Here is a 16,391-nt window from a genome sequence, read left to right on the forward strand (position 1 = left end):
ATGTAACTTATAAAAAATAAATTGTATGTTATTTAGTTTAATGTTGTAAATATTATCAACAATTTTAGGCAAAAACATATCAAGAAAAACAGTTTTAATTTATAATGAATTAATCATAGCAATTAAAGAATTGAGGTTTTGAATTTGAACACACACACTAAACATATTCCTTGTTTAATTACTATATTTGGCGCAACTGGAGATTTGAGTCATAGAAAATTATTCCCTTCTTTATTCCATTTATATCAACAAGATAATTTAGATGACCATATTGCCATTATTGGCGTTGGTCGAAGAGATTATACTAACGACTTTTTCCGTGAACAAGTTAAACAATCTATTCAAACGCACGTCAAAGATACTGATCGACTCGATGAATTCATAGAACATGTTTTCTATTTTAAAAATGATGTCAATGAAGAAGAAAGTTATCATGAATTATTAACATTCTCTAATGAACTTGATGATACATTTAAATTAGAAGGTAATCGCCTATTCTATTTAGCAATGGCACCTCAATTCTTTGGACCAATTTCTGATTATTTAAAAGCTTCTGGCTTAACTGAAACTAAAGGATTTAAACGCCTTGTAATTGAAAAACCATTTGGTAGTGATTTTAAATCTGCTGAAAAATTAAATAATCAATTACGACAATCATTTAAAGAAGAAGAAATATACAGAATTGATCACTATCTTGGTAAAGATATGGTGCAAAATATCGAAGTTCTACGATTCGCTAATGCGATGTTTGAACCTCTTTGGAATAATAAGTATATCTCTAATATCCAAATCACTTCTTCAGAAATACTAGGTGTTGAGGATCGTGGAGGTTATTATGAATCGAGCGGTGCATTAAAAGATATGGTACAAAACCATATGTTACAAATGGTTGCATTACTAGCAATGGAAGCACCTATTAGTCTTAAAAGTGAAGATATTCGAGCTGAAAAAGTGAAAGTATTAAAATCTTTAAGACAATTAAAACCTGAAGAAGTCAATCAAAACTTTGTGCGTGGACAATATGGAGAAGGGACTATTAATGACCAACGTGTTATCGCTTATAGAGATGAAGATCGTGTTGCGTCTGATTCCAATACACCAACCTTTGTTTCTGGAAGATTAACTATCGATAACTTCCGTTGGGCTGGTGTACCATTCTACATTCGTACTGGTAAGCGTATGAAGTCTAAATGTATACAAGTTGTTGTAGAATTTAAAGAAGTTCCTATGAATTTATATTATCAAACGGATCGACTACTAGATTCTAATTTATTAGTTATTAATATTCAACCTAATGAAGGGATTTCATTACACTTAAATGCTAAGAAAAGTATTCAAGGTATCGAAACAAAGCCTGTTCAACTGTCTTATGCTATGAGTGCACAAGATAAAATGAACACAGTAGATGCATATGAAAACTTGTTATTCGATTGTCTTAAAGGTGATGCAACCAACTTTACACATTGGGAAGAACTTAAATCTACATGGAAATTTGTAGACGCTATTCAAGAACATTGGACCATGATTGATCCAAACTTCCCTAATTATAAATCAGGGACAAATGGCCCTATCGAAAGTGATTTATTATTAAGCAGAGATGGAAATCATTGGTGGGACGATATTCAATAAACAGATATACTAGAAGCTTCATGTGATAGATGTATAAAGGATAAGACATATTATATTATTTTCACTCATTGAAAATAAGGTCTTGTCCTTTTTAAATTGAATATTGAAAGAGTCATTTAAAAATTTAATTTAATTTTATATTATTGATGTATATTTTTATAAAATAATGTAAAATATTAGTATTGATTGTAAATTTATTGGAGTGAAGGTTTTGGACGTTATCAAGCAGATACAACAGGCAATTGTATATATAGAAGATCATTTATTAGAGCCTTTTAATTTGCAAGATTTAAGTGATTACGTTGGTCTTTCCCCTTACCATCTTGATCAATCGTTTAAAATGATTGTTGGACAACCTCCTGAAAGTTATGCTCACTCTCGAAAAATGACTGAAGCTGCTAAAGAAATGATACAAAGTTCTTCAAGATTGGTTGATGTAGCAAAACGCTATAATTATTTAAGTTCCAATGACTTTGCAAATGATTTTAGTGATTTTCATGGAATATCTCCTATTCAAGCTTCTACTAAAAAAGAAGAACTAAAAATGAATGAACGTTTGTATATTAAATTAACAACTACAGAAAGAGCACCATACCCTTACAGACTAGAAACGACTAAAGACACACCTTTAGTTGGATATGTAAAATATATTGAGGCTAATCAACTATCTAACCCTTACAAAGTTCCTGATTTTTTAGAAGATTTATATTTAGATGGTAAAATAAAAGAATTAAAACGATATAATAATATAAGTCCATATGAGTTATTTGTTATTACATGTCCTTTAGATGAAGGTGTAGAATTATTTGTGGGCGTACCTAGTGAACGTTATCCAGCTCACTTAGAAAGCCGATTGTTACCAGGGCGACACTATGCAAAATTTAATTTGCAAGGTCAAGTGGATTATACTGTTAATGAAGCTTGGTATTATATTGAATCCAGCTTACAACTTACTCTACCTTATGAAAAAAATAGCTTATATGTTGAAATTTATCCTTTTGATCTCTCATTCGAGGACCCGTTCACTAAAATACAATTATGGCTACCTATTAAACAAGAAACTTATGATATAGAATAAAAGAAGCGTTAGATGACTAAGTTATTAAACTTATGTCATCTAACGCTTTACTATTAAAGTTCGGCTACGAACGCTTCAAAAGGTCTCATATTAGTGATATCTAAATCATTTTTATAATTGTGTAGCTTAATTTGAGATGGTTCAACTTCGAATGGTAAATTTAATGATGCAACATGATCTGTTAAATTTCCTGCAACTAGAACTGTCTTATTATTGAGTTTACGTGTGTAAGCAAAAATATTCTCGTTCGCATCATCGATTAAATTAAATTCACCATAAGTATATATATCATCAGATTTTTTTATTTTAATTAGACGTTTATAAAAATTAAGAACGGAATCTGAATCCTCGGATTGTTGTGCTACATTTATTGTTTTATAGTTAGGATTGACTGGGAACCATGGCGTACCTTCAGTAAAACCTCCATTTACTTCATTAGTCCACTGCATAGGTGTTCTAGAATTATCACGATTCTCCATTTTATATTTATCTAATAACTGATTAACATCTCCACCTTGAGATTTAACAATTTGATATTCTGTTTTTACAGCAACATCGTTAAATGTTTCAATACTTTCAAATGGATAGTTTGTCATACCAATTTCTTGACCTTGATAAATAAAAGGTGTGCCTTGTTGTAAGAAATATACCACTGCATGGCTAGTAGCAGATTCAAACCAATACTTTTTATCATCTCCCCAAGTAGAAACACGTCTAGGTTGATCATGATTTTCGATAAATAGTGCATTCCATCCTATACCCTCTAGTTGTTTTTGCCAACGGTTTAATACATTTTTATAAGATAAAACATCAAATTTAGAGTCTCCAGTACTCCATAAACCTAAATGTTCAAATTGGAAAATCATATTAAATTTACCTTCTTTTTCTCCAACCCACTCTTTTGCATTATCTGGATTCACGCCATTTGCTTCTCCAACAGTCATAATGTCATAATGACTAAGTGATTTGTCCTTCATTTCTTGAAGCCAATCTTGAATGCCTGGTTGATTCATATCAACATCAAATGCTGGAGCGTATTGTTTTCCTTTTGGAACAGGTAAATCACCAGCTTCAAATGTTTTTTTGATATGAGTGATCGCATCGACTCTAAAACCATCAATTCCTTTTTCGAACCACCAATTCATCATTTTAAAAACAGCTTCTCTAACATCAGGATTACTCCAATTTAAATCAGGTTGCTTTTTACTAAATAAATGGAAATAATACTGTTTTGTTGTGTCATCATATTCCCATGTTGAACCATTGAAAATACTCTCCCAATTATTAGGTTCAGAACCGTCAGGTTTAGGATCTGCCCAAATGTACCAATCTCGTTTAGGATTATCTTTACTAGAACGAGATTCTATAAACCATGGGTGTTCATCAGATGTATGGTTAACAACAAGGTCTAAAATTAATTTCATTCCACGCTTATGAATCTCAGATAACAAATGATTAAAGTCTTCCATTGTTCCAAATTCTTCCATAATATCTTGATAATCACTAATATCATAACCATTATCGTCGTTTGGAGATTTATACATAGGACTAAGCCAAATGACATCAATACCTAAATCTTTCAGATAATCCAACTTTTCTACCATCCCTGGTAAATCACCAATACCATCATTATTGCTATCATTAAAACTTCTTGGATACACTTGATATGCTACGGCTTCTTTCCACCAATTTTTTTCCATTTATATCGCTCCTTTGAAAATATTATGTAAATAAATGAACTTTGAAATAATAAATCATAGTATTCGAGTTAGTTATTTTAATAGTCAATGTTAGTCTTTAATATATAATCTAATTTTTTCTGGATTTATAGAAATATAAAATAATATGTAATAACATTATATATGGATAATCCAGTTTTTTAGAAAACGTTTACACCTATATTTATCGTACTAATCGAGTCTCTAAATGTCAACTTGGGATATATCGATTAAATATAAATTAAAATAACAAGACTATATTTATTAAGACATCTATACAAACCTATCATAATAAAAAAATCTGAGACACTTAATGATGTCCCAGATTTTTAAACATGCAATAATTATTCTTCAGTCCATTGAGTATGGAAAACACCATCTTTATCTTTACGTTCATAAGTATGTGCCCCAAAATAATCACGTTGTGCTTGAATTAAATTAGCAGGTAGATCTTCTGAACGGTAGCTATCATAATAGCTGATACTTGCTGAGAAACCAGGTGTTGGTACGCCATTTTTAACACCAGTAGCAACTACTTCTCTAAGTGCATCTTGATATTCAGTAACAATACCTTTGAAATAAGGGTCTAATAATAAGTTTTGAAGACCTGAATTATTGTCATATGCGTCTTTAATTTTTTGTAAGAATTGGGCACGAATAATACAACCTTCACGCCAAATCATTGCTAAATCACCTAATTTAAGGTTCCATTCGTTTTCATTGCTCGCTTTACGCATTTGGGCGAAACCTTGGGCGTATGAACAAATTTTACTCATATATAACGCTTTACGGATTTTTTCTAAGAATTCTTCTCTATTTCCATCAAAGTTTGATTTAGGACCACTTAATACTTTCGATGCCTTCACGCGTTCTTCTTTAATTGAAGAAATGAAACGTGCAAATACAGATTCAGTAATGATTGTTAATGGTATACCTAATTCTAATGCATTAATTGATGTCCATTTACCAGTTCCTTTTTGACCAGCAGTATCAAGAATTTTTTCTACAAGAGGCTCATTATTTTCATCTAATTTAGTGAAAATATCGCCTGTTATTTCAATTAAATAACTTTCTAATTCTCCAGCATTCCATTCTTTAAAAGTTTTAGAAATTTCTTCATGAGACATACCTAATAATTCTTTCATCATTGCATAACTTTCAGCAATTAATTGCATATCAGCATATTCGATACCATTATGAACCATTTTTACATAATGTCCTGCACCATTTGGTCCAATATATTCTACACATGCAGCACCATCTTTTGCTTTAGCAGCAATGGCATCTAAAATATCACTTACTTTGTTGTAAGCTTCTTGTTGACCACCAGGCATTAAAGATGGACCAGTTAACGCACCGATTTCACCACCAGAAACACCCATTCCAATAAAGTTGATACCACTTTCAGCAAGTGCTTTGTTACGACGAATTGTATCTTGATAGTTTGTATTACCGCCATCAATTAAAATGTCATCGTCATCTAATAAAGGCAATAAGCTATCTATTGTTGCATCTGTAGCAGGACCAGCTTTAACCATTAATAATATTTTGCGTGGTTTTTCTAAAGAGTTTACAAAATCTTCTAAAGAATACGTTGGATGAATTTGTTTACCTTCTGATTCCTTAATCATTAAATCTGTTTTATCACTAGAACGGTTATAAACAGATACGCTATAACCACGTGATTCGATATTCCATGCAAGGTTTTTACCCATAACAGCTAAACCTACTACACCTATTTGTTGAGTCATATTACTTACCTCTCTTATTCAATAATTTCATTAGTATTGTATCACAAAAATATAAATGACTTCACTAAAGTAAAATATTATTTCGCTACTAATTCAACAATTTTAATCAATTGATTCGTAAGTTGATTTAAAGCAGCTACAGGAATACGTTCAGAAGTAGTATGAATGTGTTCATATCCTACACCTAATATGACAGTTGGAATATGATACGTGTTAATAATACTTCCATCTGAACCTCCGCCAGCAATAACAGTTTTACCTGAAAGGCCTAAAGTTTTCGCACTCTTTATAGCATATTGAGTTACAGTCTCAGAATCGTTTCTTCTAAAACCAGGATAGCTCTTAGAAATTTCAACGTTTGCTTTACCGCCTAATTCTTTTGCTGTCGTTTCGAAAGTCTCTTTCATATGGTTGACTTGATATTCTAAACTTTTATCATTATGCGAACGAGCTTCTCCCTCTAAAATGACTTTATCTGCAACAATATTTGTAGCAGAACCGCCATAAAATTTACCAATATTAGCTGTAGTATCTTGATCAATCTGACCTAAACGCATTTTATTAATCGCTTTAGCTGCAATATGAATTGCACTTATACCTTGATTGGGTTTACTAGCATGTGCTTTTTTCCCATATATAGTTGTATTGATAATCATTTGAGTTGGGGCACCCACCACTGTTGTTCCAACCGCTTGGCTGGCATCGACAGCATAGCCGAACTCTGCATCTATTAAGTTTTGATCTAATTCTTTAGCACCTTTTAAACCTGCTTCTTCTCCTACAGTGATAATAAATTGAATTTGTCCATGAGGTAATTGTTGTTCATTTATAGTTTGAATCGTTTCTAACAAAACAGCTATACCTGCTTTATCATCTGCTCCTAGTACAGTTGTACCATCTGAATATACATAGCCATCTTCTTTAAGGATTGGTTTAACGTTAATACCTGGAACAACTGTATCCATATGGCTAGTAAAATAGATTTTAGAAACATGTTCTTTTCCTTTACTACTTGGTAAGGTACAAATTAAATTATTTGCCCCTAACCATTCTCTTTTAGACGCATTATCTTCTACAACATTTAATCCTAAATCTACAAATTTCTTTTTTAGAATGGGTTGTATCGTTTCTTCATTCCCAGTTTCAGAATTAATTTGCACTAACTCTAAAAAAGTATTAAGTAAACGGCGACTATTAATCATTATAAAAACCCCTTTCTTATATAGATAATATTTTAACTGACTATGACAATTAGAGTAAATAAATTGATTGCCATTTTTATCGAAATCATTTAAGGTTATTTTATATACTATAAGTTATTAATATAACGAATAATTAAATTATTTTAAAGGTTTCAAGGAGCGTTTACATTGAATAATAAAGTGCTAAAGATTATTATCATTATCATGTTAATTGCAGTTGTAGCTGCATTGTTACTTACAAGTCTTGTTCCTCTCATGCATTAAAAATTAATTAGATTAGAAACTATCGACAAAAAATTCAAATTTGACGATAGTTTTTATTATTATTTCTCAAATTTATGCAAATAAAAAAGACAAACTTGTTGTATATAAAGGAAGTTTGTCTTTTTACTTTGATTAGAAGTTAGTCTTAGGTGTTATATTTCACTATGTAATTTTAAAGAGCCGAATTGAGATTTAATATTTAAATATTCTTCTAATTCATTTAAAATTTGCATCATACTTGCTCTTGATTTTAAAGATTGGTGTGATTCTGGCAATGGCAATTCGTCTAATTTTAAACGTATCTCATATAATGAATGTAGTCTTAACACAGTATAATCATTACTATTAACATTATCTCCAATTTCAGCCATTAAATGGGCAACAGTCTCTAACAAAGAATCATTAGATGAAGTATTATGAATTAATGTTTGGATTCTGCGTAGTATTTCTAGTTGTTCTTCTCTCATATCAAAATAGTGATAATATGAGTTTTCATTTCGCACAAAGTGATTTTTAACGTCTCTAAACGCAATAGATTTAGCCTTACGAATATTGTTTTCTAATGTATCAAAAGAAATTGACAATTGTTTATTAATATTTAAACATGCTTCACTATATTGTTTAAATATTGCTTTAATTTCATTTTCAATTTCCTTCTTAAAATTACCTAATGTATTATCTAGACTAGGCATAATTAAATTCATTAAAAATGCTATTCCTAAACCAATTATAAGAAGTAAAATTTCATTAATAATTAAATGAAGACCAATAACTTTGGCATTAAATACGTGAAGTAAAATGACACAACTTGTCACTACACCTTCTTGAACATTCAACATCACTGTAAGTGGAATAAATAATAAAACAATTAATCCTAAAACGACTGCATTTTGACCAAGTAAATTAAAAATAAATGAACCAAAAAATAACATTAATAAACACGAAACGAATCGAGAACTAATTGCTTGTAGTGAGTGAACTTTAGTATGTTTAATACATAGAACGATGAGGATAGCACTTGAAGCATAGTTATCAAGTCCTATCCATTTAGCTAAAATAACGCCTAATGTAATTCCTACAGCTGTTTTAAGTGTTCTAAATCCAATTCTATAAGGATTTAAAGTTAGCATGTATTGTTCCTCTTATCTTTCTTCACAATACTTATCAAATAACTTTTGAAGTTGATTGATAACATCCATTACGTCATGACCTTCTATTTGATGGCGTTCTATCATTTCAGTAATCTTACCATCTTTCATAAGTGCAAATGAAGGACTTGAAGGTGCGTATCCTTCAAAATAGTCTCTTGCTTGCTGAGTTGCTTCTTTATCTTGACCAGCAAATACAGTAACTAATCTATTAGGTAACTTATCATAGTGAAGTGCGTGACTTGCGGCTGGACGCGCTATACCTCCTGCACATCCACAAACTGAATTTATCATTACTAGTGTAGTACCATCTTGTTTAAATACTTTATCAACTTCATCTGAAGTAGTTAATTGTTCATAACCAGCAGATTCAATTTCATTTCTAGCTTGTTCTACAACACCATTCATATATAAATCAAAATTTAAATCCATTTAGAATCACCTTTCAGTCAATTATTATTTATTGTCATTTTACTAATTTCCAACATATAGTTCAAATAGGTTGGTTGTAATATAACAAACTTTTAATAAATATTTGTTGTTTCAATTGAATAGCTTTCAATTCGATTTTTTACTTGCGACATAAATCGTCCAGTTTGAACACCATCTAAAATACGATGATCAATTGAAATACATAAATTAACCATATTTCTTATAGCTATCATATCGTCGATGACAACAGGTTTTTTAACAATTGATTCTACTTGTAAGATTGCTGCTTGAGGATGATTAATAATACCCATTGAAGATACAGAACCAAATGTCCCAGTATTATTAACTGTAAAAGTACCACCAGTCATGTCTTCTTGAGTCAGTTGTTGATTTCGAGCTTTTTGTGCTAGTTGATTGATTTCTCTAGCAATACCTTTAATTGATTTTTCATCTGCATTTTTAATTACAGGAACATATAATTTGTCTTCATCAGCTACAGCTATCGAAATATTGATGTCTTTATGAATTATAATTTCATTACCATCCCAACTGCTGTTAAGTAATGGATTAGATTTCAAAGCTTCTGCTACAGCTTTTACAAAGAAAGCAAAGAATGTTAAATTATATCCTTCTTGTTTTTTAAACACAGTCTTATAATGATTTCTAGTTTTCACAAGGTTTGTAGCATCGACTTCTATCATCATCCAGCCATGTGGAATTTCAGTGGCACTGGTAACCATATTTTGGGCAATTGCTTTTCGCACGCCTTTAACTGGTACTGTATAATCGTCTAATGGTTCATTTGATGAAGCGTTATTATTTCTTGAACTCGTTTCGGAATGATTGGTTATCTGAGTGGTAGGTGTTTCTTTTAAGTCTTGCTGGTTATTTTCTTGAATATAAGTTTCAATATCTTTTTTAGTTACTCTACCCTCAAATCCTGTGCCAGGTACTTGTGATAAATCAATATCGTTTTCTGAAGCTATCTTAAATACGACTGGAGAAAATCTTCCATTATTGATCGAATTCGTAGATGATTGATTTGTGTTAGAAGGCTTAGACTGACTCTTTACAGAATTACTTTGTGTTTGACTAGGTGTTTCATTAGTATCGTCTTGATTAGAATTTAAAGATGTATCATCGGGTTGAATTTTACAAATGATTTGATTGATTTCAATCGTTTCACCTTCAGTAGCAATTAACTCTGTAATTGTACCAGAAATAGTTGAAGGAACTTCTGCTGTTACTTTATCTGTAACTACTTCACATAGTGGTTCATATTCATCTACATGATCCCCTTCAGAAACTAACCATTGTTCGATTGTACCTTCATGGACACTTTCTCCTAATTTTGGCATTTTAACATCCATTATGTTACCTCCCTAAAATTGTGCTAACTCACGCATTTTTTTTAATATCTTATCAGGATTCATCATTACTTCATTTTCTAAGTTAGGAGAAAATGGCATTGATGGAACATCAGGACCAGCTAACCGCATAATTGGTGCATCTAATTCGAATAAACAATGTTCAGCTATGATTGCTGAAACTTCAGACATGACACTACCTTCAAGGTTATCTTCAGTTACAAGCAAAATCTTACCATTTCGTTTAGCGCGTTCAATAATCGTTGTTTTATCTAATGGATAAACTGTTCTTAAGTCAACTACTTCAACATTAATGCCATCTGCCTCTAAAATATCGGCTGCTTGAATACAATAGTTAACACATAAACCATAAGTGAAAACTGTAATATCATCACCTTCACGTTTAACATCAGCTTTACCCAAAGGGATAGTATAGTAAGAATTGGGTACTTCTTCTTTTAAAAATCGATATGCTTTTTTATGTTCAAAAAATAATACTGGATCATTTGATTCAATTGAAGATAATAATAAACCTTTCGCATCATATGGAGTTGAAGGAATTACAATTGTTAATCCAGGTGTAGATGCAAAGATACTCTCAATACTTTGAGAATGATATAAACCACCATGTACGCCACCACCAAATGGTGCACGAACAGTTAAAGGACATTGCCAATCGTTATTAGAACGATATCGCATTTTAGCAGCTTCACTAATAATTTGATTAACTGCTGGTAAAATAAAATCTGCGAATTGAATTTCAGCTATAGGGCGTTTGCCAAGCATTGCTGCACCAATTGCAGTACCGATAATATTTGATTCTGCTAAAGGCGTATCAATTACGCGCAGTTCTCCATATTTTTCTTGTAAACCACGTGTCGCACCGAATACACCACCTTTTCGTCCTACATCTTCTCCTAATATAAAAATATTATTATCTTTTTCCATAGCCAAGTCTTGTGCATTTTGAATGGCTTCTATATAACTCATTTTAGTCATTGAAAATATCTCCTTCTGGATCATACACATATTGATATGTTTCTTCTACATCTGGATATTGAGCATTTTCAGCATCTTTTGTAGCTTTATCTATAATAGATTTATGTGCGTTATCTAATTCGTTTAACCAATCTTCATCAATAATGCCTAAATCGAGTAATTCATTTTTGAATTTAAGATTACAGTCAGATGTCTTAAAAGCATCTCTTTCTTCTTTAGAACGATATGTATCATCATCATCAGAAGAATGAGGAGTCATTCGAGTGGTAATAGCTTCAATCAATGTTGCTCCTTCGCCATTAAGTGCCCTTTCTCTTGCTTCTTTCATTGCTTTGTACATCGCAATTGGATCATTTCCATCTACGGTTTCTCCATGAATACCATAACCTATTGCTCTATCAGATAGATGCGTTGCTGCATATTGTAATGAATCTGGTACTGAAATTGCGTATTTATTATTGATAATTACACATACAAACGGTAAGTTATGGACTCCAGCAAAATTCAATCCCTCATGAAAATCTCCTTGATTAGAACTACCTTCTCCTACAGTAGCAGTTGCTATATTAGATTGTTGATTCATTTTTAATGCTAATGCTGCTCCTACTGAGTGAGGGATTTGTGTTGCTACCGGAGAACTTTGAGATAAAATACCTTTTTCTCTATGACTAAAATGAGAAGGCATTTGTTTTCCTCCAGAATTAATGTCATCCTTTTTACCGAAAGAAGCTAACATTGTATCATAAGGTGAAATCCCCATATATGTAACGAAAGCTAAATCTCTATAATACGGAGATGAAATATCTCCTTCTCTCATTGCATACGCCATACCAATTTGAGTGGCTTCTTGTCCTTGACCACTTACTACAAATGGTATTTTTCCAGCACGGTTAAGTAACCATAAGCGTTCATCTAGTTTTCGTCCTAAGTCCATCCATTTATATATTTCTCTCAAATCTTCATCTGTAAGTCCCACAGATTTGTAGTCAATCATTTTTATTTCCTCCTTTAAACGTGTATTGCTCTATTTTCAGCCTTTAGTCCAAGTTCCATCAATATTTCAGACAATGACGGATGTGCACGAGTCGTTAATCCTAATTCTAATGTTGATCCATTCATAAATTGTAATAAAGCAACTTCATTTATTAACTCCGTGACATGTGGGCCTACCATACTTAGACCAATAATATCTCCATTGTCCTTATTTAATATAATTTCACAAAAACCACGTTTATTTTTAGTTTCTTCAATAACTGCTTTTCCAATAGCATTAAAAGGAACTTTATAACTTGTTGCCTTAATATTTTGAGATTTAGCAGTTTCTATATTCAAACCGATAGATGCGACTTCTGGATAAGTATAAACACATTTGGGCATTAAATGATAATTCACTGGAAGCGGATGATTATTAAACATATGTTCAACTGCAGTGATTCCTTCTTTAGAAGCTACGTGAGCTAATTGTAATGTTCCGATACAATCACCTGCTGCATAAAGATGCTTATCATTCGTTTGTTGAAATTCATTTACTTTGATATAACCATGAGTATCTAATTGAATTTTAGTATTTTGAATACCAATATCACTTGTATTAGGTACGCGACCTACTGCAACTAATATTTTATCAACTGTAATAGTAGTTTTTTCATTTATATGTATTTGGATGACATCATTTTTATGTATGATATTCTCTTCACTTAGTTGGCAATCTTCAAAAAATTCTACACCTCGTTCAATTAAACTATCTTTTAAAAATGTAGAAATGGATTTACTGTCAGAAGGTAATATACGTTTACCTGCTTCAATCACTTTAACATTTACATTTAAATCAGTTAGTAAGGAAGCAAATTCAAGGCCAATCACGCCGCCCCCAACAATAGCAATACTGTCTGGAAGTGTATCAATTTGTAATATATCATCGCTCGATAAAATATTTCGATGATTAATTTTTAAAAATGGTAATGTTTGAGGTCGTGACCCTGTAGCGATAAGTACAAATTGATTTGGAAGTAACTCTGAGCTGCCATCTTCGTATTCAACAGAGATTGTTCCGCTTTGTGGAGAAAATATAGAAGTTCCCATAATACGTCCAATACCATTATAAATATCAATATGATTTTTTTGCATTAAACTTTGAACGCCATTATGCATTTGATTAACAATATCCGTTTTTCGATTCATCATTTTTTCAAAATTAATATGTAAACCGTTTGTGTCTATACCAAATTCTGAAGATTGTCTAACAGTACGAGTCACTTCAGCAGATTTAAGTAGCGCTTTAGTAGGAATACACCCTTTATGTAAACATGTGCCACCTAATAAAGATTTCTCTACAATTGCTACCTTTTTTCCTAATTGAGAAGCACGAATCGCTGCTACGTATCCTGCTGTCCCACCACCTAAAACAACTAAGTCATATTGTTTTTCAGACATTTTGCTACTCCTTATTAATCAGATTTAAAGGTTAGAATTGAAAAGTGTGAATAAACAATTTGAATATAAAAAATAACATTATACTCAATATGTTCTATTTCTTTTCGACATCCAACCTTAATTTAAATTATTTAATTATAAACTATTTATGATTTTGAGCAATCATTTCTCTAGCATTTTCTCTTGTTAATTCAGTTACACTTGCTCCAGAAATCATACGGGCAATTTCGTCAATTTTATCTTCTTTTTTTAACTTTTTCACTTGAGTTGTTGTACGATCATTCTTAGACAATTTACTAATTAATAAGTGATGATCACTCATAGAAGCTACTTGCGGTAAGTGAGATATACAAATAACTTGAATATATTTTGCAATATCTCTCATTTTTTCAGCCATTTTTTGAGCTGCTTGACCAGAAACACCCGAGTCAACTTCATCAAACAAAATAGCAGTTTGACCTCTTGATTCAACGAATATACTTTTTAACGCTAGCATAATACGAGAAAGTTCTCCTCCAGAAGCTATTTTATTTAAACTTTTAAGTGGTTCGCCCTTGTTAGGACTAATGAGAAACTCTACAAATTCAATTCCCTCTATTGTAGGAGTTTCTAATGACTGAAATGAAATTTCGAGGTTAGCATCTTTCATTTGTAAATTTTGAATTTCAGCCACGATATGATCCCGTAACGTTCGAGCTACAATTCGTCTTTCCTTCGATAATGACTGTCCATATTTTATTACTTTTTCATAGAGTAGGTCAATTTCTTCTTTTAATTGAGAAGTACTTTCTTCATAATTTTCAATCTTAGCAATTTCACTTTCTAATTTAGATTGATAAGTAATAAGTTCATCAATAGTTTTACCGTACTTACGTTTAAGATTATTCAGTAAGTTCATTCTAGATTCTAATTCATTAAGTAATTGTTCATCGAATTCAGTATTTGACATTTCATCGTATAGTTCGTGTTTAGCATCCTCTAAGGTATAGTAGAACTGATCAATATCCTCTTTAAGTTTTTTAAATTTACCTGGAATAATGTCATCAATAGTTTGTAAATGATTACTTAATTTATATAAACGGTCAGTGATAGCATGTTCATCTGTAAGTGTGACATGTGCATTGTTTAATGCTAAACTTAATTTTTCAGAATTCTGGATTCGTTTTATATCAGATTCTAATTGAGTAATTTCACCTTCTTTTAGAGAGGCTTCTTGCAATTCCTCAAATTGAAACTTCATTAAATCAAGACGTTGCAATAATGCTTGATCAGCAGACTGTAACTCTTCAAGTTCTTTTTTCTTTTCTTTATATTCATTAAATGTAGTTTCATATTGTTCTTTAACACTGCTATATTGATTTTCAGCATAATCATCTAATAATTTTAAATGATATTTTTGTTTTAATAACGTTTGCGTTTCATGTTGGCCATGTATGTCTAAAAGTTCTTGCATCACTTTTCTTAAATCTTGAAGCGTAACAATTTGATTATTAATACGACAAATACTTTTTCCCGAACTAAAAATTTCTCTTTTTACTAATAGAAAGTCTTCATCAATATCAATATCTAACTCATTTAAAACTGAAATGGCCTCTTTACTATTATCAATATCAAAAATCCCTTCGATAATTGCTTTTTTCTCTCCATGTCTTACAAAATCAGAAGAGGCACGCATACCAATAAGTTGGCCTATTGCATCTATAATAATTGATTTACCAGATCCAGTTTCACCGCTAAGCACAGTTAAACCATCAGAAAAATGAATTTCGAGTTCATCTATAATTGCAAATTGCTTTATTGATAAGGTTTGTAACATAGATTAATCGCATCCTTATAATAAATTGAAAATTCTTGTTTTAATTGTATGACTTGCTTCTTCATCTCTGCATATTAATAGACAGGTATCATCACCACAAATAGTTCCCAATACTTCATCCCAATCAATTTGATCTAAGATTGCTCCGATAGATTGAGCATTACCAGGAAGCGTTTTTAGTACGAGTAAGTTTCCTGTTCCTTCAATATTTACAAATGAATCCATTAAGTATCTACCTAATTTTTCTAAAGGATGGTACTTTCTATCGTTGGGAAGGCTGTATACATACTGTCCTGATGAAGCAGGTACTTTAATTAATTGTAATTCTTTAATGTCACGAGAGACAGTCGCTTGAGTAACATTTAGGTCGTATTCATTTAGACGTTTTACAAGTTCATCTTGTGTTTCAATTTGTTCACTTGAAATAATTTCTCTTATTTTTATATGTCTTACAGATTTTTTTGCCATTATGAACACTCCTAGTTTCGAATATTTATACAATGATTTTAACACAACGTTATTTTAACTACTACTAAAGTTATCCTTTAGAAAGG

General features: G+C 31.3%; 14 protein-coding genes. 3 read left to right on the forward strand and 11 right to left on the reverse strand.

Annotated elements, in window-relative coordinates:
• The first annotated feature begins 144 nt into the window (after positions 1 to 144).
• Positions 145 to 1,629, forward strand: a complete 1,485-nt coding sequence (gene zwf, locus HMPREF2629_RS06745) for a glucose-6-phosphate dehydrogenase (protein ID WP_002449753.1) — start codon at positions 145 to 147, stop codon at positions 1,627 to 1,629.
• Positions 1,630 to 1,840: 211 nt separating this feature from the next.
• The gene (locus tag HMPREF2629_RS06750) at positions 1,841 to 2,707 is read left to right on the forward strand and encodes an AraC family transcriptional regulator (RefSeq protein ID WP_002449782.1); all 867 of its coding nucleotides are present in this window, start codon (positions 1,841 to 1,843) and stop codon (positions 2,705 to 2,707) included.
• 53 nt (positions 2,708 to 2,760) lie between these two features.
• On the opposite strand, the gene HMPREF2629_RS06755 is transcribed toward HMPREF2629_RS06750, so the two are convergent.
• The 3 genes from HMPREF2629_RS06755 to HMPREF2629_RS06765 all read right to left on the reverse strand — a co-directional run bounded on the left by HMPREF2629_RS06755 (position 2,761) and on the right by HMPREF2629_RS06765 (position 7,378).
• The gene (locus HMPREF2629_RS06755) at positions 2,761 to 4,407 is read right to left on the reverse strand and encodes a glycoside hydrolase family 13 protein (protein ID WP_049419731.1); all 1,647 of its coding nucleotides are present in this window, start codon (positions 4,405 to 4,407) and stop codon (positions 2,761 to 2,763) included.
• A 362-nt stretch (positions 4,408 to 4,769) separates the two neighbouring features.
• A complete protein-coding gene (gene gndA, locus HMPREF2629_RS06760; RefSeq protein ID WP_049336159.1) occupies positions 4,770 to 6,176 on the reverse strand; it encodes an NADP-dependent phosphogluconate dehydrogenase in 1,407 nt (468 codons plus the stop codon).
• A gap of 77 nt (positions 6,177 to 6,253) precedes the next feature.
• Positions 6,254 to 7,378, reverse strand: a complete 1,125-nt coding sequence (locus HMPREF2629_RS06765) for a M20/M25/M40 family metallo-hydrolase (RefSeq protein ID WP_070436451.1) — start codon at positions 7,376 to 7,378, stop codon at positions 6,254 to 6,256.
• Between the two features lie 168 nt (positions 7,379 to 7,546).
• On the opposite strand from HMPREF2629_RS06765, the gene prli42 reads away from it, so the two are divergent.
• Entirely contained in the window at positions 7,547 to 7,642 is a 96-nt protein-coding gene (prli42, locus tag HMPREF2629_RS11165; RefSeq protein ID WP_017176262.1) for a stressosome-associated protein Prli42, read from the forward strand.
• 152 nt (positions 7,643 to 7,794) lie between these two features.
• On the opposite strand, the gene HMPREF2629_RS06770 is transcribed toward prli42, so the two are convergent.
• The 8 genes from HMPREF2629_RS06770 to ahrC form a co-directional block, all read right to left on the reverse strand.
• Positions 7,795 to 8,772: an aromatic acid exporter family protein gene (locus HMPREF2629_RS06770; RefSeq protein WP_070813231.1), complete on the reverse strand. Its 978-nt coding sequence runs from the start codon at positions 8,770 to 8,772 to the stop codon at positions 7,795 to 7,797.
• Positions 8,773 to 8,784: 12 nt separating this feature from the next.
• Complete coding sequence (gene brxB / locus HMPREF2629_RS06775; protein WP_017176260.1) at positions 8,785 to 9,222, reverse strand: bacilliredoxin BrxB; 438 nt, start codon at positions 9,220 to 9,222, stop codon at positions 8,785 to 8,787.
• A 92-nt stretch (positions 9,223 to 9,314) separates the two neighbouring features.
• On the reverse strand, positions 9,315 to 10,592 hold the full coding sequence (locus tag HMPREF2629_RS06780) for a dihydrolipoamide acetyltransferase family protein (protein WP_049418397.1): 1,278 nt from the start codon (positions 10,590 to 10,592) through the stop codon (positions 9,315 to 9,317).
• A gap of 12 nt (positions 10,593 to 10,604) precedes the next feature.
• Entirely contained in the window at positions 10,605 to 11,588 is a 984-nt protein-coding gene (locus HMPREF2629_RS06785) for an alpha-ketoacid dehydrogenase subunit beta (RefSeq protein WP_070813232.1), read from the reverse strand.
• Positions 11,581 to 12,582, reverse strand: a complete 1,002-nt coding sequence (locus tag HMPREF2629_RS06790; RefSeq protein WP_070813233.1) for a thiamine pyrophosphate-dependent dehydrogenase E1 component subunit alpha — start codon at positions 12,580 to 12,582, stop codon at positions 11,581 to 11,583. Before HMPREF2629_RS06790 ends, HMPREF2629_RS06785 begins: the two co-directional genes overlap by 8 nt.
• 14 nt (positions 12,583 to 12,596) lie before the next feature.
• On the reverse strand, positions 12,597 to 14,021 hold the full coding sequence (gene lpdA, locus HMPREF2629_RS06795) for a dihydrolipoyl dehydrogenase (protein WP_070813234.1): 1,425 nt from the start codon (positions 14,019 to 14,021) through the stop codon (positions 12,597 to 12,599).
• 142 nt (positions 14,022 to 14,163) lie between these two features.
• Positions 14,164 to 15,837, reverse strand: a complete 1,674-nt coding sequence (recN, locus tag HMPREF2629_RS06800) for a DNA repair protein RecN (protein WP_070813235.1) — start codon at positions 15,835 to 15,837, stop codon at positions 14,164 to 14,166.
• A 15-nt stretch (positions 15,838 to 15,852) separates the two neighbouring features.
• Complete coding sequence (gene ahrC, locus HMPREF2629_RS06805; RefSeq protein ID WP_002449839.1) at positions 15,853 to 16,305, reverse strand: transcriptional regulator AhrC/ArgR; 453 nt, start codon at positions 16,303 to 16,305, stop codon at positions 15,853 to 15,855.
• Positions 16,306 to 16,391: the final 86 nt, after the last annotated feature.

The organism is Staphylococcus sp. HMSC034C12, assembly GCF_001835895.1.
In the GTDB taxonomy this organism is placed as follows: Bacteria; Bacillota; Bacilli; order Staphylococcales; family Staphylococcaceae; genus Staphylococcus; species Staphylococcus hominis.

Coding starts and splice junctions, on each gene's coding strand:
- HMPREF2629_RS06755 (WP_049419731.1), bottom strand. CDS start 4,407: ATGGAAAAAAATTGGTGGAAAGAAGCCGTAGCATATCAAGTGTATCCA.
- gndA (WP_049336159.1), bottom strand. CDS start 6,176: ATGACTCAACAAATAGGTGTAGTAGGTTTAGCTGTTATGGGTAAAAAC.
- HMPREF2629_RS06765 (WP_070436451.1), bottom strand. CDS start 7,378: ATGATTAATAGTCGCCGTTTACTTAATACTTTTTTAGAGTTAGTGCAA.
- HMPREF2629_RS06770 (WP_070813231.1), bottom strand. CDS start 8,772: ATGCTAACTTTAAATCCTTATAGAATTGGATTTAGAACACTTAAAACA.
- brxB (WP_017176260.1), bottom strand. CDS start 9,222: ATGGATTTAAATTTTGATTTATATATGAATGGTGTTGTAGAACAAGCT.
- HMPREF2629_RS06780 (WP_049418397.1), bottom strand. CDS start 10,592: ATGGATGTTAAAATGCCAAAATTAGGAGAAAGTGTCCATGAAGGTACA.
- HMPREF2629_RS06785 (WP_070813232.1), bottom strand. CDS start 11,588: ATGACTAAAATGAGTTATATAGAAGCCATTCAAAATGCACAAGACTTG.
- HMPREF2629_RS06790 (WP_070813233.1), bottom strand. CDS start 12,582: ATGATTGACTACAAATCTGTGGGACTTACAGATGAAGATTTGAGAGAA.
- lpdA (WP_070813234.1), bottom strand. CDS start 14,021: ATGTCTGAAAAACAATATGACTTAGTTGTTTTAGGTGGTGGGACAGCA.
- recN (WP_070813235.1), bottom strand. CDS start 15,837: ATGTTACAAACCTTATCAATAAAGCAATTTGCAATTATAGATGAACTC.
- ahrC (WP_002449839.1), bottom strand. CDS start 16,305: ATGGCAAAAAAATCTGTAAGACATATAAAAATAAGAGAAATTATTTCA.